Source organism: Leucobacter shiyiweii (assembly GCF_052446065.1).
Classification (GTDB): domain Bacteria; phylum Actinomycetota; class Actinomycetes; order Actinomycetales; family Microbacteriaceae; genus Leucobacter.
This window is the reverse complement of sequence record NZ_JBQTGR010000002.1, coordinates 1-22,351: the sequence shown is the minus strand read 5'-3', so window position 1 is coordinate 22,351 and position 22,351 is coordinate 1. Positions and strand designations below refer to the sequence as shown.

26 protein-coding genes are annotated in these 22,351 nt (G+C 66.8%); 18 read left to right on the top strand and 8 right to left on the bottom strand.

All coding sequences use genetic code 11. The features are described from left to right. Positions 1-50 precede the first annotated feature (50 nt). From ACTNFJ_RS12390 to ACTNFJ_RS12375, 4 genes are all read left to right on the top strand, one after another. Positions 51-305, top strand: a complete 255-nt coding sequence (locus ACTNFJ_RS12390) for a toxin (protein ID WP_444711818.1) — start codon at positions 51-53, stop codon at positions 303-305. Beyond that, positions 302-595, top strand: coding sequence for a ribbon-helix-helix protein, CopG family (locus ACTNFJ_RS12385; RefSeq protein WP_435907702.1), 294 nt, complete (start codon positions 302-304; stop codon positions 593-595). Before ACTNFJ_RS12390 ends, ACTNFJ_RS12385 begins: the two co-directional genes overlap by 4 nt. Continuing rightward, positions 592-1,200: a hypothetical protein gene (locus ACTNFJ_RS12380; protein WP_435907703.1), complete on the top strand. Its 609-nt coding sequence runs from the start codon at positions 592-594 to the stop codon at positions 1,198-1,200. Before ACTNFJ_RS12385 ends, ACTNFJ_RS12380 begins: the two co-directional genes overlap by 4 nt. Before the next feature lie 171 nt (positions 1,201-1,371). Further along, entirely contained in the window at positions 1,372-4,845 is a 3,474-nt protein-coding gene (locus ACTNFJ_RS12375) for a relaxase domain-containing protein (RefSeq protein WP_363746640.1), read from the top strand. A 52-nt stretch (positions 4,846-4,897) separates the two neighbouring features. Here ACTNFJ_RS12375 and ACTNFJ_RS12370 read toward each other — a convergent pair whose 3' ends face one another. Continuing rightward, a complete protein-coding gene (locus ACTNFJ_RS12370) occupies positions 4,898-5,320 on the bottom strand; it encodes a VOC family protein (RefSeq protein WP_435907704.1) in 423 nt (140 codons plus the stop codon). Positions 5,321-5,378: 58 nt separating this feature from the next. Between ACTNFJ_RS12370 and ACTNFJ_RS12365 the strand changes: the two genes are divergently transcribed. The 5 genes from ACTNFJ_RS12365 to ACTNFJ_RS12345 all read left to right on the top strand — a co-directional run bounded on the left by ACTNFJ_RS12365 (position 5,379) and on the right by ACTNFJ_RS12345 (position 8,605). Continuing rightward, on the top strand, positions 5,379-5,696 hold the full coding sequence (locus ACTNFJ_RS12365) for a transposase (protein ID WP_435907705.1): 318 nt from the start codon (positions 5,379-5,381) through the stop codon (positions 5,694-5,696). Then, positions 5,693-6,643, top strand: coding sequence for an integrase core domain-containing protein (locus ACTNFJ_RS12360; RefSeq protein ID WP_435907706.1), 951 nt, complete (start codon positions 5,693-5,695; stop codon positions 6,641-6,643). Before ACTNFJ_RS12365 ends, ACTNFJ_RS12360 begins: the two co-directional genes overlap by 4 nt. 59 nt (positions 6,644-6,702) lie before the next feature. After that, positions 6,703-7,779, top strand: a complete 1,077-nt coding sequence (locus ACTNFJ_RS12355; RefSeq protein WP_435907707.1) for an alpha/beta fold hydrolase — start codon at positions 6,703-6,705, stop codon at positions 7,777-7,779. 219 nt (positions 7,780-7,998) lie between these two features. Beyond that, positions 7,999-8,430, top strand: coding sequence for a hypothetical protein (locus ACTNFJ_RS12350; protein ID WP_435907708.1), 432 nt, complete (start codon positions 7,999-8,001; stop codon positions 8,428-8,430). Beyond that, positions 8,345-8,605 carry an integrase core domain-containing protein gene (locus ACTNFJ_RS12345; protein ID WP_444711819.1) on the top strand — a complete coding sequence of 87 codons (261 nt, stop codon included), beginning with the start codon at positions 8,345-8,347 and terminating at the stop codon, positions 8,603-8,605. Before ACTNFJ_RS12350 ends, ACTNFJ_RS12345 begins: the two co-directional genes overlap by 86 nt. A gap of 126 nt (positions 8,606-8,731) precedes the next feature. On the opposite strand, the gene ACTNFJ_RS12340 is transcribed toward ACTNFJ_RS12345, so the two are convergent. The 6 genes from ACTNFJ_RS12340 to ACTNFJ_RS12315 all read right to left on the bottom strand — a co-directional run bounded on the left by ACTNFJ_RS12340 (position 8,732) and on the right by ACTNFJ_RS12315 (position 12,234). Continuing rightward, positions 8,732-9,106: a nuclear transport factor 2 family protein gene (locus ACTNFJ_RS12340; RefSeq protein WP_363746636.1), complete on the bottom strand. Its 375-nt coding sequence runs from the start codon at positions 9,104-9,106 to the stop codon at positions 8,732-8,734. A gap of 225 nt (positions 9,107-9,331) precedes the next feature. Next, on the bottom strand, positions 9,332-10,582 hold the full coding sequence (locus ACTNFJ_RS12335; RefSeq protein WP_193591830.1) for an IS256 family transposase: 1,251 nt from the start codon (positions 10,580-10,582) through the stop codon (positions 9,332-9,334). 85 nt (positions 10,583-10,667) lie between these two features. Then, the gene (locus tag ACTNFJ_RS12330; protein ID WP_363746658.1) at positions 10,668-10,958 is read right to left on the bottom strand and encodes a hypothetical protein; all 291 of its coding nucleotides are present in this window, start codon (positions 10,956-10,958) and stop codon (positions 10,668-10,670) included. A 2-nt stretch (positions 10,959-10,960) separates the two neighbouring features. Further along, complete coding sequence (locus ACTNFJ_RS12325; protein WP_363746656.1) at positions 10,961-11,326, bottom strand: hypothetical protein; 366 nt, start codon at positions 11,324-11,326, stop codon at positions 10,961-10,963. Between the two features lie 90 nt (positions 11,327-11,416). Continuing rightward, complete coding sequence (locus ACTNFJ_RS12320) at positions 11,417-11,653, bottom strand: ribbon-helix-helix domain-containing protein (RefSeq protein ID WP_363746654.1); 237 nt, start codon at positions 11,651-11,653, stop codon at positions 11,417-11,419. Continuing rightward, positions 11,650-12,234 (bottom strand): AAA family ATPase, encoded by a 585-nt coding sequence (locus ACTNFJ_RS12315; protein WP_363746652.1) that lies wholly within the window; start codon positions 12,232-12,234, stop codon positions 11,650-11,652. The genes ACTNFJ_RS12320 and ACTNFJ_RS12315 overlap by 4 nt, the downstream gene beginning before the upstream one ends. A gap of 206 nt (positions 12,235-12,440) precedes the next feature. Between ACTNFJ_RS12315 and ACTNFJ_RS12310 the strand changes: the two genes are divergently transcribed. The 6 genes from ACTNFJ_RS12310 (at position 12,441) to ACTNFJ_RS12285 (ending at position 19,221) form a co-directional block, all read left to right on the top strand. Further along, the gene (locus tag ACTNFJ_RS12310; protein ID WP_435907699.1) at positions 12,441-13,427 is read left to right on the top strand and encodes a hypothetical protein; all 987 of its coding nucleotides are present in this window, start codon (positions 12,441-12,443) and stop codon (positions 13,425-13,427) included. A gap of 565 nt (positions 13,428-13,992) precedes the next feature. Beyond that, complete coding sequence (locus ACTNFJ_RS12305) at positions 13,993-14,304, top strand: hypothetical protein (protein WP_435907700.1); 312 nt, start codon at positions 13,993-13,995, stop codon at positions 14,302-14,304. A gap of 122 nt (positions 14,305-14,426) precedes the next feature. Further along, complete coding sequence (locus tag ACTNFJ_RS12300) at positions 14,427-14,681, top strand: toxin (protein ID WP_444711818.1); 255 nt, start codon at positions 14,427-14,429, stop codon at positions 14,679-14,681. Beyond that, a complete protein-coding gene (locus tag ACTNFJ_RS12295) occupies positions 14,678-14,971 on the top strand; it encodes a ribbon-helix-helix protein, CopG family (protein ID WP_435907702.1) in 294 nt (97 codons plus the stop codon). The genes ACTNFJ_RS12300 and ACTNFJ_RS12295 overlap by 4 nt, the downstream gene beginning before the upstream one ends. Beyond that, positions 14,968-15,576, top strand: coding sequence for a hypothetical protein (locus ACTNFJ_RS12290; RefSeq protein WP_435907703.1), 609 nt, complete (start codon positions 14,968-14,970; stop codon positions 15,574-15,576). The genes ACTNFJ_RS12295 and ACTNFJ_RS12290 overlap by 4 nt, the downstream gene beginning before the upstream one ends. A gap of 171 nt (positions 15,577-15,747) precedes the next feature. Further along, a complete protein-coding gene (locus tag ACTNFJ_RS12285; protein WP_363746640.1) occupies positions 15,748-19,221 on the top strand; it encodes a relaxase domain-containing protein in 3,474 nt (1,157 codons plus the stop codon). Positions 19,222-19,273: 52 nt separating this feature from the next. Here the strand turns inward: ACTNFJ_RS12285 and ACTNFJ_RS12280 are convergent, their stop codons facing one another. Beyond that, positions 19,274-19,696 (bottom strand): VOC family protein, encoded by a 423-nt coding sequence (locus ACTNFJ_RS12280; RefSeq protein ID WP_435907704.1) that lies wholly within the window; start codon positions 19,694-19,696, stop codon positions 19,274-19,276. 58 nt (positions 19,697-19,754) lie between these two features. Here ACTNFJ_RS12280 and ACTNFJ_RS12275 point away from each other — a divergent pair, with 58 nt between their 5' ends. From ACTNFJ_RS12275 to ACTNFJ_RS12265, 3 genes are read left to right on the top strand one after another with little or no spacing between them, the layout of a single operon-like run. Further along, on the top strand, positions 19,755-20,072 hold the full coding sequence (locus ACTNFJ_RS12275; protein WP_435907705.1) for a transposase: 318 nt from the start codon (positions 19,755-19,757) through the stop codon (positions 20,070-20,072). After that, entirely contained in the window at positions 20,069-21,019 is a 951-nt protein-coding gene (locus ACTNFJ_RS12270) for an integrase core domain-containing protein (protein ID WP_435907706.1), read from the top strand. The genes ACTNFJ_RS12275 and ACTNFJ_RS12270 overlap by 4 nt, the downstream gene beginning before the upstream one ends. Before the next feature lie 59 nt (positions 21,020-21,078). Further along, positions 21,079-22,155, top strand: coding sequence for an alpha/beta fold hydrolase (locus tag ACTNFJ_RS12265; RefSeq protein WP_435907707.1), 1,077 nt, complete (start codon positions 21,079-21,081; stop codon positions 22,153-22,155). Positions 22,156-22,351 lie beyond the last annotated feature (196 nt).

The following is a 22,351-nucleotide window of genomic DNA, read 5'->3' as shown; positions in this document are numbered from 1 at the left end:
AAATGTGGTAGTTTTGTGTACGAAAAGATTGGTGGTGACGATTGCTGCACGTGCAGGTACATGAATCAGCGCTCAAGCGTGGTTTGGACGTTGACGAAGTGATCCGCATGTGGAGCGAGGGCACCGACGAAACTGTGATCGACGACGACGAACCACCACGGTACATGCGACTCGCGTTTGACAATGCGGGCCGCGCGTGGGAACTCGGAGCGTTGAGCTTCGGGAACGGTGCCCGGTATCTCGTGATCCACGCAATGCCCGCCCGCCGGTCAGTAGTAGCCAGGATGCAGAGGAGGTTGAAATGAGTGACAAGATCGCCAAGCCTGTGAACGGTTCCTACGGCGTGATCGACGGTATGGAAATCACTGAGGAAGTGATCGCCCGTCTCGTGAAGAACGCCGAGGACGGATTCCCCCGCGCGACGTTCCGCTCACCCGGTCGTCCCGCGCGCACCGATGAGCCGTCGAAAGCAGTGACCGTACGGCTGAGTGAATCCGAGTTGGCCGCAGTCATGGCCCGTGCCGAGCGTGAACACCGCACCCGGTCAGAAGCAATCCGTGAAGCCCTTGCCGAGTGGGCACACGCCGCAGCATGAGCGCCACTGATGCTCAGTGTGGGTGCGACCGCTGCACCTGCACCGACCCCAGCGACCTCACGCTCGCCGGGGTGCCTCTGTGCGGGTGTTGCGCGGCCGACTGCCCCGACGTGCACGGTGCAGCAGCCGAGGAACGCCGCGCGCAATTCTGGCGAGAGCAGGGGAGAGCCGCGCAGCACGCCGAGGAACACGAGATTGCTCAAATCGTTCGAGACCGACAGCACGAGCAAGCCCGCCCCCTCAGCGAACTCGCTACCAAGCTAGGCCTTGTCCTCGACGACCAAAGCGAGGATGAAGAGGACTACGACGGCGAACATCTGGGACCATCACGAAGAGGTGCCCCTGGCGCAACCACTAACACGCTGGGCATCTGGCGCTACGTCGTCTCCCGTACGCCCAACTCATCGGAACTGAGCGGTGGAGGGTTCGAGATTCGTGAACTCTACCCCGCCGAGGACAGGCCAGAGTTCAGCTACACCAGCGACCCCGTAACGCCTGCCGGCGCGACCATTGATGAGCTGCGCGAAGAGCTACTGCACATGCTCGCCGCGCTCGATCAGCCGATTCTCGACCTCACTACCGACCCGCCCACGCTGCACCTCTAACCCCCTACCGCAGCCCCGCTCGCACACTCAGCTCGCCCTCTGCCAGCTCCGCCGGCAGACTCTCGCCCCACACTCACAATCTGCTTGCTATCATTCAAGCACGTAATCTACCAATGTTAGAGCGGGGCCGCGACCTCGGTTCGCGGCCCCGGATCGAGAGGGGATGAGCCGGTGAGCAAGGGCGGCTTCAAAGCGTTTCGCGGCTCGGCCGCGACCGCTGAGAGCTACCTGCTCGAACGCGATTCCGACCGCCTCGACGACTACTACCGCGAGGGCAAAGAGCGTTCTGTCGAGCACGGCGTCGTCGGCGTCGCCGGCACCGAAATGGGTGCGCTCACGCCCGAGCAGTTCCGGGCGTGGATGGAGCACCGCGACCCCGAAACCGACCAGGTGCGCGGCGCGTTCCGGCAGCGTACTTTCATCAACTCCGAGGGCATCGAGGAAGTCGGCGGCACGCCGCTCTACCAAGAAACCATCATCAGCGTCGACAAGACGCTGAGCCTCGCGGCCGCCGCGAACCCGAGGGTTGCGGCCGCGCTCGAACAGGCGATGAGTCGGGCCTGCACCGTGGCGGCCGAGGCCGTCGCAGAGCACGCGGTTACCCGGATCGGGCCGCGCGGTGCGCAGCGGCAAGTGAAGTTCGACCGTATCGAGTTCACGAGTGTTCAGCACACCACGAGTCGCACCGGCGACCCGCATTACCACCGGCACATGCAGATCCTCCCCGTGGGCGAAGTCGCCGGCGAATGGCGGGCGCTCGACGGGCGCACGCTGTACCGGCTCGCGGAGCGCGTGAACGCGGCCGCCGACCTCGCGCTCTCAACCGATATGGAGCTGCGACAGGTGCTCGCGGCCGAGGGGCTGAGCTGGGAGCCGGCGCAGGGCGGTGGCCGCGTCACCGAGTACGCGCCGCTCGTCAATGAGCACTCGGCCCGCCGGGATCAGGTCGCACAGAATCGTGAACAGCTTGAGCAGGCGTGGCGGATCGCACACCCAGGCCAGGAGCCGGGGCCGCGTCAGTGGCAGGCGTGGGATACGCACGCCTGGGCGCAGGAGCGGCCCACGAAGAAGCCCGACGCCGAGCTGACCCCCGAGGGGCTGGCCCGCACGGTGGGCGAGGTCACCCCGCAGAACACCGACCGCACTCTGTACGGGCAGGAAGCCTCCCAGATCGATCCCGCCGTGATCGGTGCCGGCGCGCTCGACGACCTCGGCCGGCAGCGTTCCGCGTGGTCGCTGGCCGACGTGCAGGCGGCCGTCGACCGACGCCTCGCACAGACGTACCTCATCAGCGACGTGGGCGTGGCCGAGCTGCGCGACGCCGCTATCGACACCGCCATGCAGCGCAGCGTCTCGTTCCTCGACGCCGGCGTGAACGTCGAGGGCGTCAGGCACTACACGAGCGACCAGGTGCTTGCCACAGATCAGCAGCTCACCGACGCGCTCACCGCCCGCGCTGTGGTGCCCGGCGAGGCCGGCACCGTGGCCGCGCAGCGGGAGGGGTTCACTCTCTCGGCCGAGCAGCAGACGGCGGCCGAAGCGATAGCCGGCACACACTCGCTTGTCGTGATTCAGGGCGCGGCCGGCGCGGGCAAAACCACGATGCTCGAAGCGGCCGCCGAATCGCTCAACGAGCAGGGCCGGCGGCTCGTGGTCGTCTCCCCGACCAAGCGCGGCGCGTTGGAGGCCGGCGACGTGCTCGGCGTCGACGGCGAGAGCGTCCACGCGCTGCTGTACCGCGCCGGCGCCGAGGTCGACGACGCCGGGCGCTGGCAGCTCCCCGAACGGTGGCGGTCGCAGCCGGCAGGCTGGCGACTCGACGAACACACGGTGCTCGTGGTCGATGAGGCCGGGATTCTCGACCAAGACACCGCCGCAGCGTTGCACCAGTACGTCGACGACATGCGGCTCGGGTCGCTCGTGCTCTCCGGCGATGCGGCGCAGCTCGCCGCCGTCGGCCGAGGCGGTTACCTCGCCCGCGCCTCGCAGCTCTCAGGCGTCTCCCTCGACCTCACCGACGTTCGACGGTTCCGCACCCCAGACGGCGGGATCGACGAAGCCTATGCCGAGCTGTCGCTGAGGATGCGCGACCGCGACGACCCCGGCCAGATATTCGACGAGCTGCACGAACGCGGCCTGATTCAGACCGGCACCCCCGGCGAGGTGCTCGAGCGGCTTTCCGAAACCATCGCGCTCGAGCAGCAGGCCGGCCGCAGCACCATCGCCGTCACGTCGACGAACGCGGCCGCGCAGCAGATCAACCACGCCGTGTACGAGCGTCTGGTCGACGCCGGCGTGATCGACCCCGCCACCGTGACGCACGGGCGCGACGGCGACCCCATCGCCGCAGGCGCGCAGGTAGCGACCCGCGAGAACGACCGCGAGCTCGGCGTCGCCAACCGGCAGACGTGGACGGTACGGGGCGTGAACGCTGACGGCCGGATCACCGTTGCCGACCCGACGACGGGGCATCACCGCACCCTCGACGCCGACTACGTGGCCGAGCATGTGCAGCTCGCCTACGCCGTCACCGGGCACGGTGCGCAGGGCATGACCGTCGACACCGCGCACGCGGTGCTCTCCGACGAGATGGATGCCGCCGGCGTCTACGTCGGCATGACGCGCGGCCGCGACGCGAACGTGCTGCACGTCGTCGCCGTCGACGAGCAAGATGCCCGCGAGCAGTTCGTCGAGGCGTTCACCCGCGACAGCTCAGACCGTGGCCTCGACGAAGCCCGAAAGCAAGCCGAGCGCGACATGCACGGCATCATCGCCGGCGACGCCGCGACCGTGGCCGAAGAGGTCGACCAGCTCACCCGCGAAGCTGCACACGCCGAGCAGCAGGCCGCCGTCTGGAACGATGCAGCCGGGCAGTTCGCCAGGTTGTGCGAGCAGCAGACCGCCGAGCTGCACCAGCTCGAACAGGTCGCGGAGACGACGCAGGCCACCGCGCAGCAGGCGCACACCGAAGCCCTCGCCCCGCTGCACACCGAAGCTCAGACCGCCGGGGCCGAGGTCGCTGTGCTGCGCGAGCGCGCGACGCAGGCGCAGCAGGAAGCGCGCAGCGCCGGCCGGTTCAGTCGCCGGCGTGCCGAGCGCGACGCCCAGGCTGCTACGAGCGAGTGGGAGCAGGCGCGCGGCCGCGTTGAGCAGCGCTGGGGCAGCGCCCCGTGGGGGCCGCACGAGGTCGAGAGCTGGGTCGAGCGCGTCAGCCAGCAGCGCGCCGGCCAAAACCCCCAGGTGCGCGACGCGAGCAAAGCCGCAACCGCCGCGAAGATCGAGCTGGGCACCGCGCGCGAGCGGCACCCGCTCGAAGCGTCCGGCCTCGCCCGCCGAGTATTCCGAAACGACCCCGCCGCGCATGTGATGACGGCCGAGAGCGGGGAGCGCCGTGCAACTCGGTACGCGCAAGAATGGCGCGCCCGTGCCACCGATGCACGAGCCGAGGCCGTCGAGCTACGCCAGCTTCCCACCGCTCAAGCCGCCGAACGAGTGCAGACGAAGCACCAGGCCGCAGCAGAGCACGCGGCACGCGAAAAGCAGCTCGCGCGCGAACGCGCTGAACGACTCCGGCAGCACGACCCCTACCGCCCAACTCGCCACCATCCGGGCCAATACCGAGGCGGCCCCAGCCTCGGCCGGTAACTACTTAATCCTCGGTGAGTAAGAGTTTCACCACGTCGAGGCGATCTGAGGGTTAGCCAGACTGTTCGATGATAAGCATGTCGTTGGCATCAAACTTCCAATCGTCGGCGTAGGCAACTTCCCAGTAGTAGCCGTCCGGGTCGCGGAAGTAGCCGCTGTATCCGCCCCAGAAGACCAGTTCGGGGGCCTTGGCGATGGTGCCTCCAATGCTTTCGATCTTTGCGAAGATCGCGTCGACTTCCTCTTTCGTTTTCGCGTTATAGGCGAGGGTGATGCCGTTGAAGGCTGCGGCGGGGTCTGAGGTAGTGGGCGGGCTGTCTCCACCGATGTCTGCGGCCAGTTCTTCTCTCTGGAAGAGTTCGAGTTTGGTGCCTCCGTTGTCGAAGAACACGATTTCGGGGTTCTCTTCGTTGTTGGGAGTTTCGAAGCCGAGGCCATCGCGGTAGAAAGCTCGGGAGCGGATGAGGTCAGCCATGTCGCGCGTCAGACTATGTGGCAGGGCTGTTAGTTGAGTCCTGAACGGAGAGTCCGACATGGGAAGACCACCAGTGATTCCGGTGGAGAAGAAGACGAGGATCGTGCTGAGCATCCTCGCCGGCGAGGTCACGATCGCTGAGGCAGCCCGGCGCGAGAAGGTGTCTGAGCAGTCGATCGGCAGGTGGAAGGCCGACTTCCTCGAGGCGGGGAAGACGGGTCTCGCGGCGGGCAAGTCGGGGCCCTCGACCCGCGAGCAGCAGCTTGAGGCGGAGGTCGCGGATCTGACCCAGGCACTCGGTGAGGCCGCGGTCGAGATCCGTGTCTGGAAGAAGAGTGCGGAGGGCCGCTTGGGCCCTTCGAGGACCTCGAGGTGATCCGTCTTCAGGCGGGCATGCCGACGTCGAGGTTCTGCAAGCTGATCGGCGTGCCCGAACGCTCGTATCGCCGCTGGCAGGCGAAGGCGAGAACGCAGCGGCCGCCGAAGGGTCCGTGGCCGCAGCCCGCGCGGGACGCGGCGCGCGAACTCGCGACCAAGCATGCGCTGGCGCACCCGGCGTGGGGGCACCGGAAGATTTGGGCACTGACCCGTCACGACGGTCATGTGGTGTCGCAGGCGACGGTGCTGCGGCTGCTGCGCGATGACGGACTGATCCTGCCGTCGGAGTATCAGAAGCAGCGCCGTCAGCTCGCGGCGGAGCGCAAGGCCGCATTCACGCGCACTCCGACCGGGCCGAACCAGGTGTGGCAGCTGGACTTCAGCGAGTTCGAGACCACCACCGGCGGGACGTGGCGGATCGCGGGGTGCCGCGACTGGTTCTCAAAGGTCGAGTATCCGTTCCATACCTCGCCCACCGCGAACCAGTACGACGCGATCGCCGCGATCGAGCTGGCCCTCGCTGATTACGAGGCCATGTTCGGGCACCCGCTCGTCGACACCTGTCCCATCGACCCCGACACCGGCGAACTGCTGCCGGTCCTCACGATCGTCACCGACAACGGCGGCCCGTTCCGCTCGCTGAACTTCGAGCTGTTCATCATGCGCCACCCCGAGTTGCGGCACGTGCGCACCAGGGTGCGCACGCCCGGGCAGAACGGGTCACGCGAACGCGGGTTCGGGACGCTGAAGTACGAGCGACTGTTCCTTGATGAGATCCCCGACGCCTTGACGCTCGTCGAGCGGGCCGAGGACTACCGGACCGAGTACAACACCGTCCGCCCGCACGAAGCGATCGCCTGGAACCGGCCGATGGACGTGCACCTCGGCCTGGCCGACCCCACCATCCCCAACTTCGAAAGAGAAGAAACCCTGCCAACTACTTGACGCGGGACAAATGCACCCCTAGGCTCGGCCTCACCTGAAGCCCCGACAAGGAGGTCGGCATGCCCATCGACAACCCCTTCTACAGCGCCGCAGCACAGGGCCCCTACGAGCTGCACGCGCTGGGCCGGTTCGAGCTCGAGGAGGGCGGGGTCATCCCGAACCTCGAGCTGGCGGTCGCCACCCACGGCACGCTCAACGAGGACCGCAGCAACGCCGTCCTCATCCCCACCTGGTTCTCCGGCACCCACCAGACCTGGGAGCAGGTGTACATCGGACCCGGCCGCGCGCTCGACCCGGAGAAGTACTTCATCGTCATCGTGAACCAGATCGGCAACGGCCTGTCGACCTCGCCGCACAGCGCCGACGACCCGTCGATCGCGATGTCGCGGTTCCCGAAGGTGCGCATCGGCGACGACGTGCGCGCGCAGGAGCAGCTGCTGCGCGAGGTGTTCGGCATCGAGCGGCTCGCCCTCGTCGTGGGCGGGTCGATGGGCGCCCAGCAGACCTGGGAGTGGGCGGTCCGCTTCCCCGAGAAGGTGCTGCGCGCGGCGCCGATCGCCGGCACCGCCCAGAACACCCCGCACGACTTCCTGTTCACCCAGACGCTGCTCGACGCCATCACGAGCGATCCCGGGTTCGCGGGCGGGGAGTACGCCTCGCACTCGGATGTCGCAGCGGGCCTCGGCCGCCACGCCGACATCTGGGCGGTGATGGGCCTGTCCACCGACTTCTGGAAGAGCGGCTTCTGGAAGGCGATCCCGATGCTCGACGGCGAGACAACCGACGACTTCCAGATTTTCCAGGCGGGCTTCATCCGCGCGCTGTTCCAGCTCATGGACCCCAACGCGCTGCTGACGATGGGCTGGAAGTGGCAGCGCGGCGACGTCGCCCGCAACACCGGGGGCGACCTGGCGGCGGCCCTCGGCCGGGTCACCGCGAAGACCTTCGTGATGCCGATCGACCACGACATGTTCTTCCCCGTGCAGGACGCCCGCGCCGAGCAGGAGCTCACCCCCGGGGCCGAGCTGCGGGTGCTCCCCTCGATCGCCGGCCACTTCGGCCTGTTCGGCTTCAACCCGGAGTACCTGGCGGCGGTCGACGCGAACCTCTCGGAGCTCCTCGCGACCGAGGTGTGACCCCCGCCGTCGCGCCCGATCCGCGTCTCCTGTCCCGATCCGCGTCCGTTCCACCGGCATCCGCCCGCGGATCGGGACAGGCTCCGCGGATCGGGCGGGTGAACCTGCCCCCTTGAAGGGGTGGGCCCGTTCTCCTGCCGTTCTCCTTGCCCCTGTATCCTGTGCGGCACATCGGCGGCCCCTCCGGGCGCCGTTCCGGACAGCAGCGGAGGTTCGCCCATGGCGAAGACGACGAAGGCGGAGAAGGCGGCCGAGGCCGCGATCGAGGCCGCCAAGGATGCGGCCAAGGACGCCAAGAAGATCAGCAGGACGCTCCCCAAGAAGGATGCCAAGAGGCTCCGCGCCCTCGCCGACGAGGCCAAGGACGCCGCGAAGGTGTCCGAGAAGAAGCTCGCCAAGAAGCCCAAGAAGGTCGCCCGCCGGGCCGAGGAGGCGGTCGAGCGCATCGAGGACGCCATCGGCCGGGCCGGCGTCCGGGCGGCCAAGAGGAAGTCCGCCCCCAAGAAGGCCGCGGATGCCGTGGGCGCCGCCGGCGCGGAGACCATCGTCGCGAAGAAGGCGGCACGTGCGCACCAGGGTGCGCACGCCCGGGCAGAACGGGTCACGCGAACGCGGGTTCGGGACGCTGAAGTACGAGCGACTGTTCCTTGATGAGATCCCCGACGCCTTGACGCTCGTCGAGCGGGCCGAGGACTACCGGACCGAGTACAACACCGTCCGCCCGCACGAAGCGATCGCCTGGAACCGGCCGATGGACGTGCACCTCGGCCTGGCCGACCCCACCATCCCCAACTTCGAAAGAGAAGAAACCCTGCCAACTACTTGACGCGGGACAGCCACACCCAGGCAGATCAGGTTGATGCGGTTGAGTTTGGGGTTCGACGCTGAATCACTCATGTAGCCACGATACTTGAGGGCAAGGCCGCGCAGCGGGCGCGGCAGCCTGAGCGGTCTACGCAGCTGCCTCAGTCTGCTGATAGAGCGCCATTCTCGGCTTCCCATCCACTCGACGGTAAACGCTCGACATGAACGCAGTGTACGGCTCCGTCATTTCTTCCCGAGACGCTGTCGCACGGTACACCAGTACGGCGGCATCGCTACCCGCTTCGACGATCCGAACGTCTGTGATTTCGTAGGCCGCCCAAGCCGGAGAATCGTTGAGTGAAGCCGCGATTTCATCGCGAGTCATCACCCAGCCGTTGGACAGCACAAACAACGCATCGGGCATCATCAACTCGCCGTAGAACGTGCCGCCAGTGGACTCACAAAGCGACTTCCAACCGGCGTGTTCGAGGCTCAGGAGTTCGTCGAGGGTGAATGCACTCATGATTCAAGCCTACGATTCGCCGGCCTCGCCCAAGAGCTGGCGAGCCTCAGCCGATGCCGTGGCACCGTGACGCTCAGTACCGGGCTTAACGCGGGTCAAGTCCCGTGGAGTGGTGTAACCGTTTCGTGATCCTTCAAGGATGTGGGGGCTAGTTTTCGTTGTGATTGCAGATGCTCGCGACGAGCTCACTCACGGTGTCGGAGTACAGCCCAGGAGTGGGGGCGCTCATGCTGCGGCCCCGAGCTCGGGGAGCTCATGGTGCTGGCCGATAGTGTCGGTACCCACGAGCGTGAGGCGGCACCTCGCGAGAACGTCAAGACCGAGGTAACGACGACCCTCGGCCCATTCGTCAGACTGCTCCGCAAGAACGGCCCCGACGAGGCGGGTGATCGCGGCCCGGTTCGGGAAGATCCCCACCACATCGGTCCTGCGGCGGATCTCACGGTTCAGGCGCTCGTTCGGGTTATTCGACCAGATCTGCTGCCACACATCTTTCGGGAACGTGGTGAACGCGAGAATGTCAGCCCGGGCAGCATCGAGGTGGTCGTGCACTTCGGGGAGTTTGTCCTCGACGTAGTCCAGGAGCCGGTCGAATTGGGCCTCAACACTTTTCTGGTCGGGTTGGTCGTACACGGAATGCAGCATCGCTTTCACCGCCGGCCACATGCTCTTCGGGGTCACTGACATCAGGTTCGCAGCGTAGTGCGTGCGACACCGTTGCCACGACGTCCCAGGGAAGTTCGCGCGCATCGCTTCAACGAGGCCAGCGTGCGCGTCAGAGGTGATGAGTTTCACCCCGGTGAGGCCGCGCGCGACAAGGTCTGCGAAGAACCCGTTCCACGCCATCGTGGTCTCCGCGGTCGCCACTTGCATGCCCAGGACTTCCCGATGCCCGTCAGCGTTCACCCCGGTCGCGACGAGCACCATGGTGTTGATCACCCGCCCGCCCTCACGCACTTTCATCGTGAGTGCGTCGCACGCGACGAACGTGAACGGGCCGGCCTCACCTAACGGCCTCGTGCGAAACTCACGCACATGCTCGTCCATATCGGCGGCCATTCGGGAGACCTGCGACTTCGACAGGGAATGGATGCCAAGGGTCTTCACGAGTTTGTCCATCCGCCTCGTTGAGACGCCAGCGAGGTAGGCGTCAGCGACGACGGTGATCATCGCCGCTTCTGAGCGTTTGCGACGTTCGAGGAGCCACTCGGGGAAGTACGTGCCGGAGCGGAGCTTCGGGATCGCGACGTCTATGGTTCCGACACGCGTATCGAGTTCACGGGTGCGGTATCCGTTGCGGGAATTCACTCGGTCAGCAGAGGGCTTCCCGTACTCGGCGCCGCAGATCGCATCTGCTTCGGCTGAGAGGAGGGTGTTGATCATGGTTTGCAGCAGGGTGCGCATCAGATCCGGTGATGCGTCGCCCAGCGCGTTGGTGAGGACGGTGGCAGGGTCGACAATAGAGGGAGTGGTCATCGGTGTGACGCCTTTCGAGTGGGATGTGAGAGTTTCCTCGAAGGAAGATCCCGGTGGCCACGCTGACGTTTACTGGCCGGGATCGTTACACCACTCTACGGGGCACTACTTTAACGCGCAGCTCACCGCGCTCTGCACGGTCGGCCAGCTCCGCGTAGCGAGTGTCGTCGGCCTCGGTGTAAGGGCCATACAGAACCGCGAACTGCTGCGGGTCGTCGACGAGCAGCGTCGTGATCCTCTCGACGGATTCCCGTTCGAGGGGGAAACCATCGTTCAGAACGTACCAACACGCGCTCACGGCCTGCTCGTGCTGCGCCGGGGTGAGGTTGGCAAACAGCTCCGGCCAGCGTTCCTCGAAGTTTGTCTCGGTGCTCATCGTCAGCTCTCCTGCGGCTCGGGATACCAGCGCACCACGGCGTTGTGCGAGTGGGCGCGATGAACGTGGTTCGAGGCGAGCCGGAGTGAGCTGGCGGCAGTGGTCAGTTCGGCGGCGGCCGCGCGGGGGCTGCCGCTGCGGTTGTCGTCCTCGCCCTCGTAATGCTTGCCGTCCTCGACGCGGCTGTGCCAGCTCGCGAGCTGTTCGCACACCTGCGCTACATGGTCGATGATCGCGCCCAGCTCTCCAAGCATCGAGTAGGAATCGCGCGGGTTCGGCACATCGCGGGTCGAGTGCGCCAGGGTGTGCAGCAGTTCCTCGGCTTCGCGGGCGACTTCAAGCTGCCGTTCTTGTTCGTTGATAGCCATAGCCGGTGTTCCTCTCGTTGCTGTCGACGGTACGGGTGACCGCCGACAAATACGGATACTTACAAGCTGACATGTCTACATGTAGACATGTCAGCTTTCGCTCTTGCCTCGCAGTTTCAGCAGTGTCTCTAGTGCCTCGATAGTGAGCGCCTGCAAGGTGGTCTGCTCGTCGACGGCGAGTTTCTTGATTGCCTTGTTCAGCGATACCGGCACGCGGGTCGAGTGCATCACCATCGGCTCGGCCAGCGCGCCGCCGGCCTTGAGGTCGTCCACCCGCGTCGGCGGGGTTTTCTTCCGTGCGCTATCGAATACGTTGCCGACGCTCATTTCACGAGTCCTTTCAGCTCCGCGAGCACGTCAGCGTAGACGCCCGCATCGGTGATCTTCTGCCCGTAGGCCATTGCGAGCGCCTGGGCCTGCGGAACTTCGGTGTCGAGTACCGGGATACCGAACGGCTCCAGCGCCTCGCGCACCTGAGCGGCGGCAACGGTGCGCTTCACCACGCGAGTCAGCAACACCACGGCGGTCGCATCAGTGAGCGCCTGCACTTCCTCGACGAGCTGCACCGTCTCGGCGTACTGCGCGAAGTCGCCGCCTGTGGGCTGCATCGGGATTACGACCAGATCGGCTGCGCGCAGCGCCGAGGTCGTCACACCGAGGTCGCCAGGCGGGGTGTCGATTACGACGTGATCGTGCGAGGCACCGAGCCACGTCTGTTTGTGGATCGTGGGTTTCGGGTGCGCGGTCACATCCCATTCCAGTGCGTTCGCCCAGTTGAGCGCGTCTCCCTGCGGGTCGGCGTCGACCACGAGCACGCTGTCGCCCGCCGTCTTGAGCGCGGCCGCCAGGTGCATCACGGTCGAGGTTTTCCCCGTGCCGCCTTTCAGGTTCACTACTGCGATCTTCATAAGGCAAGTCTACATGTAGACATGTCTACTTGTAAATGCGTTGATATTTCTAGAAATAGCAAGTCTGAATGTAGACATGTAAGCAACAGCGATATGGTGCCGTAGGATAAACAGAACGAGCCGCCCCCGTTGGCACCGGGAACGGCTCGCCGCACCGACGAGAGCCGCCGGCGCGTAACACCCCCTGAACAGACCAGGAGGCTCTAGTGAGCGTACCGAACCAAGACCCCCTGAGCTTGCCCGACTGGATGCGTCGGCAGCTCGACCATGCCACCGCCGTTGAGCACGGCGAAGCGAACGAGCGTCGCGGCATCGTGCTCGGCAACGGCTACTTCTCGCTGACACCGATGGACGAGCAACCCGCCCGTGAATGGCAGGGGCAGAACTCGTACACATCGTGGTCGATCAGCGCCGGCAAGGTACTCACTAAGCACGGTGAATGGGTCGAGGCTCCCGTGCCCTCGGGGAAACCGGCGCTGCTGATCGGTGCAGCAATCGCAACGAAGATCCGCTCGACCGTCAAGGCCGGCGGCAACCCGCTCGACGGGATCGGCCTTGAAGAGACGCAGCGCTCTCTCGCGGCCGACCTCGGCTACCCATCGACCGGCGGCCGCCAGCACCAGGAACTCACCCGCCAGGTCACCGGGTTCGCCGTCTCGACATTCCACATGGCCGAGTGGGGGCCGGAAGACGCCGAGGGTGGCCGCCGCTACCGCCAGCAGTCGACGACACTTGCGAGCGGCGTGCAGCTCTACGTGCCCGGCTGGGGCGACGTGCTCGACGGCCTCGACTCGTACATCGTGCCCTCGCAGCTCCTCGTCGACCTGGCGCTCGATCCCAAGACCCCGCCGGCGCGCCTCGACGCCCTCGCGCGCATGTCAGGGCCGTTCCCGATGCAGGTTGCCGCGTGGCTTGAGAAAGTGCTGTTCTCGATCAAGGACGGCCCCCGGCGCGAGCGCATCTTCGAGTGGGCCGACCTCTACGACGAACTCACCCACGGCTACAAGCGCCTCGACAACTTCCGTGCCCGGTTCCGCGCCGCGCTCGACGAGGCAGCCGCCACGCGCCGAATCCACGGCCACGGCATCGAGACAAACTTCGCCATTGATCGGGTGCCCGGCCGACGCGGTGGGGGAACCGTGCTCATCATCCGGCGTAGCCCGCTGCTCAGACTCCCTGCCGACGAGCTGTAGCAGCCTATTTCCCTACCGAGCGCCACACCCCTAGCAGTCGTCATTTCCCTACTGAACGACTCGCCCCGAACCCTGTGGATAACCAGCTCCGTGAGTCGTTCAGTAGGGAAACCGTGAGTCGTTCAGTAGGGAAATACGCGCGTCTCGATCTACTCCCGTCTGGGGTGTCGTTGTTCCCTAGTTCTCTTCTTACCTAGTTCTCTCTTTTACCTACTTACCGACGTAACTCAAGACCGCGCGCGTGCGCGAACTAGACCGTGTTGTCGGCAGGTTCTCGACGAGCTGCGCCCGTCTCGGGGCTGCCGCGGGTTTCGCAAGCGAAACCCTTGCCCTCAGAGGGATTGGTTACGCCCGCACTTCCCACGGATGGGGTGACGATACACCGTCAGGTGCAGCTCACGCTCACAACGGAACACCCCGGAGACGCACGAGAACGGCCCTGGGAGCGACGCGAGTGCGTTTGCGGTAGTTCCTCCAGGCGAGAGGCTTTTGAGGGCGCTAGAGGCCCTTCTGCGAGGCTCGCTCGGCTTGGTAATCAAGCTGTGACTGTCTACGAGGAGGAATCATGAGCGGCATCACCGAAATGATCGAACGGGCAGCAGCAGACGCCGAGAACCACCAGGGCGGCCCCGGCCAGATTCGCGGCCAGCGCCGAGCCGGGGCCGCGACCCCCGCCGTGCTCTCGGTACGTCTCACGACTGAACAGCTCACAGAACTGGCAGCCCGAGCCGAGGCCGCCGGGCAGCCCGCTTCGGCCTACGCACGCGGCATCTTCCTCGACGCCCTCGGCTCGGGCGACCGCGACAAGATCGCAGCGAAGCTCGAAGCGGTGCTGCGCCACACCCTCGCTCCCGAGGTGCTGGCACACAACCCGTAGACGCACCAAGGGGGTAAGCGTCGAAGGCGATGCCGTCGCGGGCGCCCCCCCCGGGGGTGGTTTTGTGTACGAAAATGTGGTAGTTTTGTGTACGAAAAGATTGGTGGTGACGATTGCTGCACGTGCAGGTACATGAATCAGCGCTCAAGCGTGGTTTGGACGTTGACGAAGTGATCCGCATGTGGAGCGAGGGCACCGACGAAACTGTGATCGACGACGACGAACCACCACGGTACATGCGACTCGCGTTTGACAATGCGGGCCGCGCGTGGGAACTCGGAGCGTTGAGCTTCGGGAACGGTGCCCGGTATCTCGTGATCCACGCAATGCCCGCCCGCCGGTCAGTAGTAGCCAGGATGCAGAGGAGGTTGAAATGAGTGACAAGATCGCCAAGCCTGTGAACGGTTCCTACGGCGTGATCGACGGTATGGAAATCACTGAGGAAGTGATCGCCCGTCTCGTGAAGAACGCCGAGGACGGATTCCCCCGCGCGACGTTCCGCTCACCCGGTCGTCCCGCGCGCACCGATGAGCCGTCGAAAGCAGTGACCGTACGGCTGAGTGAATCCGAGTTGGCCGCAGTCATGGCCCGTGCCGAGCGTGAACACCGCACCCGGTCAGAAGCAATCCGTGAAGCCCTTGCCGAGTGGGCACACGCCGCAGCATGAGCGCCACTGATGCTCAGTGTGGGTGCGACCGCTGCACCTGCACCGACCCCAGCGACCTCACGCTCGCCGGGGTGCCTCTGTGCGGGTGTTGCGCGGCCGACTGCCCCGACGTGCACGGTGCAGCAGCCGAGGAACGCCGCGCGCAATTCTGGCGAGAGCAGGGGAGAGCCGCGCAGCACGCCGAGGAACACGAGATTGCTCAAATCGTTCGAGACCGACAGCACGAGCAAGCCCGCCCCCTCAGCGAACTCGCTACCAAGCTAGGCCTTGTCCTCGACGACCAAAGCGAGGATGAAGAGGACTACGACGGCGAACATCTGGGACCATCACGAAGAGGTGCCCCTGGCGCAACCACTAACACGCTGGGCATCTGGCGCTACGTCGTCTCCCGTACGCCCAACTCATCGGAACTGAGCGGTGGAGGGTTCGAGATTCGTGAACTCTACCCCGCCGAGGACAGGCCAGAGTTCAGCTACACCAGCGACCCCGTAACGCCTGCCGGCGCGACCATTGATGAGCTGCGCGAAGAGCTACTGCACATGCTCGCCGCGCTCGATCAGCCGATTCTCGACCTCACTACCGACCCGCCCACGCTGCACCTCTAACCCCCTACCGCAGCCCCGCTCGCACACTCAGCTCGCCCTCTGCCAGCTCCGCCGGCAGACTCTCGCCCCACACTCACAATCTGCTTGCTATCATTCAAGCACGTAATCTACCAATGTTAGAGCGGGGCCGCGACCTCGGTTCGCGGCCCCGGATCGAGAGGGGATGAGCCGGTGAGCAAGGGCGGCTTCAAAGCGTTTCGCGGCTCGGCCGCGACCGCTGAGAGCTACCTGCTCGAACGCGATTCCGACCGCCTCGACGACTACTACCGCGAGGGCAAAGAGCGTTCTGTCGAGCACGGCGTCGTCGGCGTCGCCGGCACCGAAATGGGTGCGCTCACGCCCGAGCAGTTCCGGGCGTGGATGGAGCACCGCGACCCCGAAACCGACCAGGTGCGCGGCGCGTTCCGGCAGCGTACTTTCATCAACTCCGAGGGCATCGAGGAAGTCGGCGGCACGCCGCTCTACCAAGAAACCATCATCAGCGTCGACAAGACGCTGAGCCTCGCGGCCGCCGCGAACCCGAGGGTTGCGGCCGCGCTCGAACAGGCGATGAGTCGGGCCTGCACCGTGGCGGCCGAGGCCGTCGCAGAGCACGCGGTTACCCGGATCGGGCCGCGCGGTGCGCAGCGGCAAGTGAAGTTCGACCGTATCGAGTTCACGAGTGTTCAGCACACCACGAGTCGCACCGGCGACCCGCATTACCACCGGCACATGCAGATCCTCCCCGTGGGCGAAGTCGCCGGCGAATGGCGGGCGCTCGACGGGCGCACGCTGTACCGGCTCGCGGAGCGCGTGAACGCGGCCGCCGACCTCGCGCTCTCAACCGATATGGAGCTGCGACAGGTGCTCGCGGCCGAGGGGCTGAGCTGGGAGCCGGCGCAGGGCGGTGGCCGCGTCACCGAGTACGCGCCGCTCGTCAATGAGCACTCGGCCCGCCGGGATCAGGTCGCACAGAATCGTGAACAGCTTGAGCAGGCGTGGCGGATCGCACACCCAGGCCAGGAGCCGGGGCCGCGTCAGTGGCAGGCGTGGGATACGCACGCCTGGGCGCAGGAGCGGCCCACGAAGAAGCCCGACGCCGAGCTGACCCCCGAGGGGCTGGCCCGCACGGTGGGCGAGGTCACCCCGCAGAACACCGACCGCACTCTGTACGGGCAGGAAGCCTCCCAGATCGATCCCGCCGTGATCGGTGCCGGCGCGCTCGACGACCTCGGCCGGCAGCGTTCCGCGTGGTCGCTGGCCGACGTGCAGGCGGCCGTCGACCGACGCCTCGCACAGACGTACCTCATCAGCGACGTGGGCGTGGCCGAGCTGCGCGACGCCGCTATCGACACCGCCATGCAGCGCAGCGTCTCGTTCCTCGACGCCGGCGTGAACGTCGAGGGCGTCAGGCACTACACGAGCGACCAGGTGCTTGCCACAGATCAGCAGCTCACCGACGCGCTCACCGCCCGCGCTGTGGTGCCCGGCGAGGCCGGCACCGTGGCCGCGCAGCGGGAGGGGTTCACTCTCTCGGCCGAGCAGCAGACGGCGGCCGAAGCGATAGCCGGCACACACTCGCTTGTCGTGATTCAGGGCGCGGCCGGCGCGGGCAAAACCACGATGCTCGAAGCGGCCGCCGAATCGCTCAACGAGCAGGGCCGGCGGCTCGTGGTCGTCTCCCCGACCAAGCGCGGCGCGTTGGAGGCCGGCGACGTGCTCGGCGTCGACGGCGAGAGCGTCCACGCGCTGCTGTACCGCGCCGGCGCCGAGGTCGACGACGCCGGGCGCTGGCAGCTCCCCGAACGGTGGCGGTCGCAGCCGGCAGGCTGGCGACTCGACGAACACACGGTGCTCGTGGTCGATGAGGCCGGGATTCTCGACCAAGACACCGCCGCAGCGTTGCACCAGTACGTCGACGACATGCGGCTCGGGTCGCTCGTGCTCTCCGGCGATGCGGCGCAGCTCGCCGCCGTCGGCCGAGGCGGTTACCTCGCCCGCGCCTCGCAGCTCTCAGGCGTCTCCCTCGACCTCACCGACGTTCGACGGTTCCGCACCCCAGACGGCGGGATCGACGAAGCCTATGCCGAGCTGTCGCTGAGGATGCGCGACCGCGACGACCCCGGCCAGATATTCGACGAGCTGCACGAACGCGGCCTGATTCAGACCGGCACCCCCGGCGAGGTGCTCGAGCGGCTTTCCGAAACCATCGCGCTCGAGCAGCAGGCCGGCCGCAGCACCATCGCCGTCACGTCGACGAACGCGGCCGCGCAGCAGATCAACCACGCCGTGTACGAGCGTCTGGTCGACGCCGGCGTGATCGACCCCGCCACCGTGACGCACGGGCGCGACGGCGACCCCATCGCCGCAGGCGCGCAGGTAGCGACCCGCGAGAACGACCGCGAGCTCGGCGTCGCCAACCGGCAGACGTGGACGGTACGGGGCGTGAACGCTGACGGCCGGATCACCGTTGCCGACCCGACGACGGGGCATCACCGCACCCTCGACGCCGACTACGTGGCCGAGCATGTGCAGCTCGCCTACGCCGTCACCGGGCACGGTGCGCAGGGCATGACCGTCGACACCGCGCACGCGGTGCTCTCCGACGAGATGGATGCCGCCGGCGTCTACGTCGGCATGACGCGCGGCCGCGACGCGAACGTGCTGCACGTCGTCGCCGTCGACGAGCAAGATGCCCGCGAGCAGTTCGTCGAGGCGTTCACCCGCGACAGCTCAGACCGTGGCCTCGACGAAGCCCGAAAGCAAGCCGAGCGCGACATGCACGGCATCATCGCCGGCGACGCCGCGACCGTGGCCGAAGAGGTCGACCAGCTCACCCGCGAAGCTGCACACGCCGAGCAGCAGGCCGCCGTCTGGAACGATGCAGCCGGGCAGTTCGCCAGGTTGTGCGAGCAGCAGACCGCCGAGCTGCACCAGCTCGAACAGGTCGCGGAGACGACGCAGGCCACCGCGCAGCAGGCGCACACCGAAGCCCTCGCCCCGCTGCACACCGAAGCTCAGACCGCCGGGGCCGAGGTCGCTGTGCTGCGCGAGCGCGCGACGCAGGCGCAGCAGGAAGCGCGCAGCGCCGGCCGGTTCAGTCGCCGGCGTGCCGAGCGCGACGCCCAGGCTGCTACGAGCGAGTGGGAGCAGGCGCGCGGCCGCGTTGAGCAGCGCTGGGGCAGCGCCCCGTGGGGGCCGCACGAGGTCGAGAGCTGGGTCGAGCGCGTCAGCCAGCAGCGCGCCGGCCAAAACCCCCAGGTGCGCGACGCGAGCAAAGCCGCAACCGCCGCGAAGATCGAGCTGGGCACCGCGCGCGAGCGGCACCCGCTCGAAGCGTCCGGCCTCGCCCGCCGAGTATTCCGAAACGACCCCGCCGCGCATGTGATGACGGCCGAGAGCGGGGAGCGCCGTGCAACTCGGTACGCGCAAGAATGGCGCGCCCGTGCCACCGATGCACGAGCCGAGGCCGTCGAGCTACGCCAGCTTCCCACCGCTCAAGCCGCCGAACGAGTGCAGACGAAGCACCAGGCCGCAGCAGAGCACGCGGCACGCGAAAAGCAGCTCGCGCGCGAACGCGCTGAACGACTCCGGCAGCACGACCCCTACCGCCCAACTCGCCACCATCCGGGCCAATACCGAGGCGGCCCCAGCCTCGGCCGGTAACTACTTAATCCTCGGTGAGTAAGAGTTTCACCACGTCGAGGCGATCTGAGGGTTAGCCAGACTGTTCGATGATAAGCATGTCGTTGGCATCAAACTTCCAATCGTCGGCGTAGGCAACTTCCCAGTAGTAGCCGTCCGGGTCGCGGAAGTAGCCGCTGTATCCGCCCCAGAAGACCAGTTCGGGGGCCTTGGCGATGGTGCCTCCAATGCTTTCGATCTTTGCGAAGATCGCGTCGACTTCCTCTTTCGTTTTCGCGTTATAGGCGAGGGTGATGCCGTTGAAGGCTGCGGCGGGGTCTGAGGTAGTGGGCGGGCTGTCTCCACCGATGTCTGCGGCCAGTTCTTCTCTCTGGAAGAGTTCGAGTTTGGTGCCTCCGTTGTCGAAGAACACGATTTCGGGGTTCTCTTCGTTGTTGGGAGTTTCGAAGCCGAGGCCATCGCGGTAGAAAGCTCGGGAGCGGATGAGGTCAGCCATGTCGCGCGTCAGACTATGTGGCAGGGCTGTTAGTTGAGTCCTGAACGGAGAGTCCGACATGGGAAGACCACCAGTGATTCCGGTGGAGAAGAAGACGAGGATCGTGCTGAGCATCCTCGCCGGCGAGGTCACGATCGCTGAGGCAGCCCGGCGCGAGAAGGTGTCTGAGCAGTCGATCGGCAGGTGGAAGGCCGACTTCCTCGAGGCGGGGAAGACGGGTCTCGCGGCGGGCAAGTCGGGGCCCTCGACCCGCGAGCAGCAGCTTGAGGCGGAGGTCGCGGATCTGACCCAGGCACTCGGTGAGGCCGCGGTCGAGATCCGTGTCTGGAAGAAGAGTGCGGAGGGCCGCTTGGGCCCTTCGAGGACCTCGAGGTGATCCGTCTTCAGGCGGGCATGCCGACGTCGAGGTTCTGCAAGCTGATCGGCGTGCCCGAACGCTCGTATCGCCGCTGGCAGGCGAAGGCGAGAACGCAGCGGCCGCCGAAGGGTCCGTGGCCGCAGCCCGCGCGGGACGCGGCGCGCGAACTCGCGACCAAGCATGCGCTGGCGCACCCGGCGTGGGGGCACCGGAAGATTTGGGCACTGACCCGTCACGACGGTCATGTGGTGTCGCAGGCGACGGTGCTGCGGCTGCTGCGCGATGACGGACTGATCCTGCCGTCGGAGTATCAGAAGCAGCGCCGTCAGCTCGCGGCGGAGCGCAAGGCCGCATTCACGCGCACTCCGACCGGGCCGAACCAGGTGTGGCAGCTGGACTTCAGCGAGTTCGAGACCACCACCGGCGGGACGTGGCGGATCGCGGGGTGCCGCGACTGGTTCTCAAAGGTCGAGTATCCGTTCCATACCTCGCCCACCGCGAACCAGTACGACGCGATCGCCGCGATCGAGCTGGCCCTCGCTGATTACGAGGCCATGTTCGGGCACCCGCTCGTCGACACCTGTCCCATCGACCCCGACACCGGCGAACTGCTGCCGGTCCTCACGATCGTCACCGACAACGGCGGCCCGTTCCGCTCGCTGAACTTCGAGCTGTTCATCATGCGCCACCCCGAGTTGCGGCACGTGCGCACCAGGGTGCGCACGCCCGGGCAGAACGGGTCACGCGAACGCGGGTTCGGGACGCTGAAGTACGAGCGACTGTTCCTTGATGAGATCCCCGACGCCTTGACGCTCGTCGAGCGGGCCGAGGACTACCGGACCGAGTACAACACCGTCCGCCCGCACGAAGCGATCGCCTGGAACCGGCCGATGGACGTGCACCTCGGCCTGGCCGACCCCACCATCCCCAACTTCGAAAGAGAAGAAACCCTGCCAACTACTTGACGCGGGACAAATGCACCCCTAGGCTCGGCCTCACCTGAAGCCCCGACAAGGAGGTCGGCATGCCCATCGACAACCCCTTCTACAGCGCCGCAGCACAGGGCCCCTACGAGCTGCACGCGCTGGGCCGGTTCGAGCTCGAGGAGGGCGGGGTCATCCCGAACCTCGAGCTGGCGGTCGCCACCCACGGCACGCTCAACGAGGACCGCAGCAACGCCGTCCTCATCCCCACCTGGTTCTCCGGCACCCACCAGACCTGGGAGCAGGTGTACATCGGACCCGGCCGCGCGCTCGACCCGGAGAAGTACTTCATCGTCATCGTGAACCAGATCGGCAACGGCCTGTCGACCTCGCCGCACAGCGCCGACGACCCGTCGATCGCGATGTCGCGGTTCCCGAAGGTGCGCATCGGCGACGACGTGCGCGCGCAGGAGCAGCTGCTGCGCGAGGTGTTCGGCATCGAGCGGCTCGCCCTCGTCGTGGGCGGGTCGATGGGCGCCCAGCAGACCTGGGAGTGGGCGGTCCGCTTCCCCGAGAAGGTGCTGCGCGCGGCGCCGATCGCCGGCACCGCCCAGAACACCCCGCACGACTTCCTGTTCACCCAGACGCTGCTCGACGCCATCACGAGCGATCCCGGGTTCGCGGGCGGGGAGTACGCCTCGCACTCGGATGTCGCAGCGGGCCTCGGCCGCCACGCCGACATCTGGGCGGTGATGGGCCTGTCCACCGACTTCTGGAAGAGCGGCTTCTGGAAGGCGATCCCGATGCTCGACGGCGAGACAACCGACGACTTCCAGATTTTCCAGGCGGGCTTCATCCGCGCGCTGTTCCAGCTCATGGACCCCAACGCGCTGCTGACGATGGGCTGGAAGTGGCAGCGCGGCGACGTCGCCCGCAACACCGGGGGCGACCTGGCGGCGGCCCTCGGCCGGGTCACCGCGAAGACCTTCGTGATGCCGATCGACCACGACATGTTCTTCCCCGTGCAGGACGCCCGCGCCGAGCAGGAGCTCACCCCCGGGGCCGAGCTGCGGGTGCTCCCCTCGATCGCCGGCCACTTCGGCCTGTTCGGCTTCAACCCGGAGTACCTGGCGGCGGTCGACGCGAACCTCTCGGAGCTCCTCGCGACCGAGGTGTGACCCCCGCCGTCGCGCCCGATCCGCGTCTCCTGTCCCGATCCGCGTCCGTTCCACCGGCATCCGCCCGCGGATCGGGACAGGCTCCGCGGATCGGGCGGGTGAACCTGCCCCCTTGAAGGGGTGGGCCCGTTCTCCTGCCGTTCTCCTTGCCCCTGTATCCTGTGCGGCACATCGGCGGCCCCTCCGGGCGCCGTTC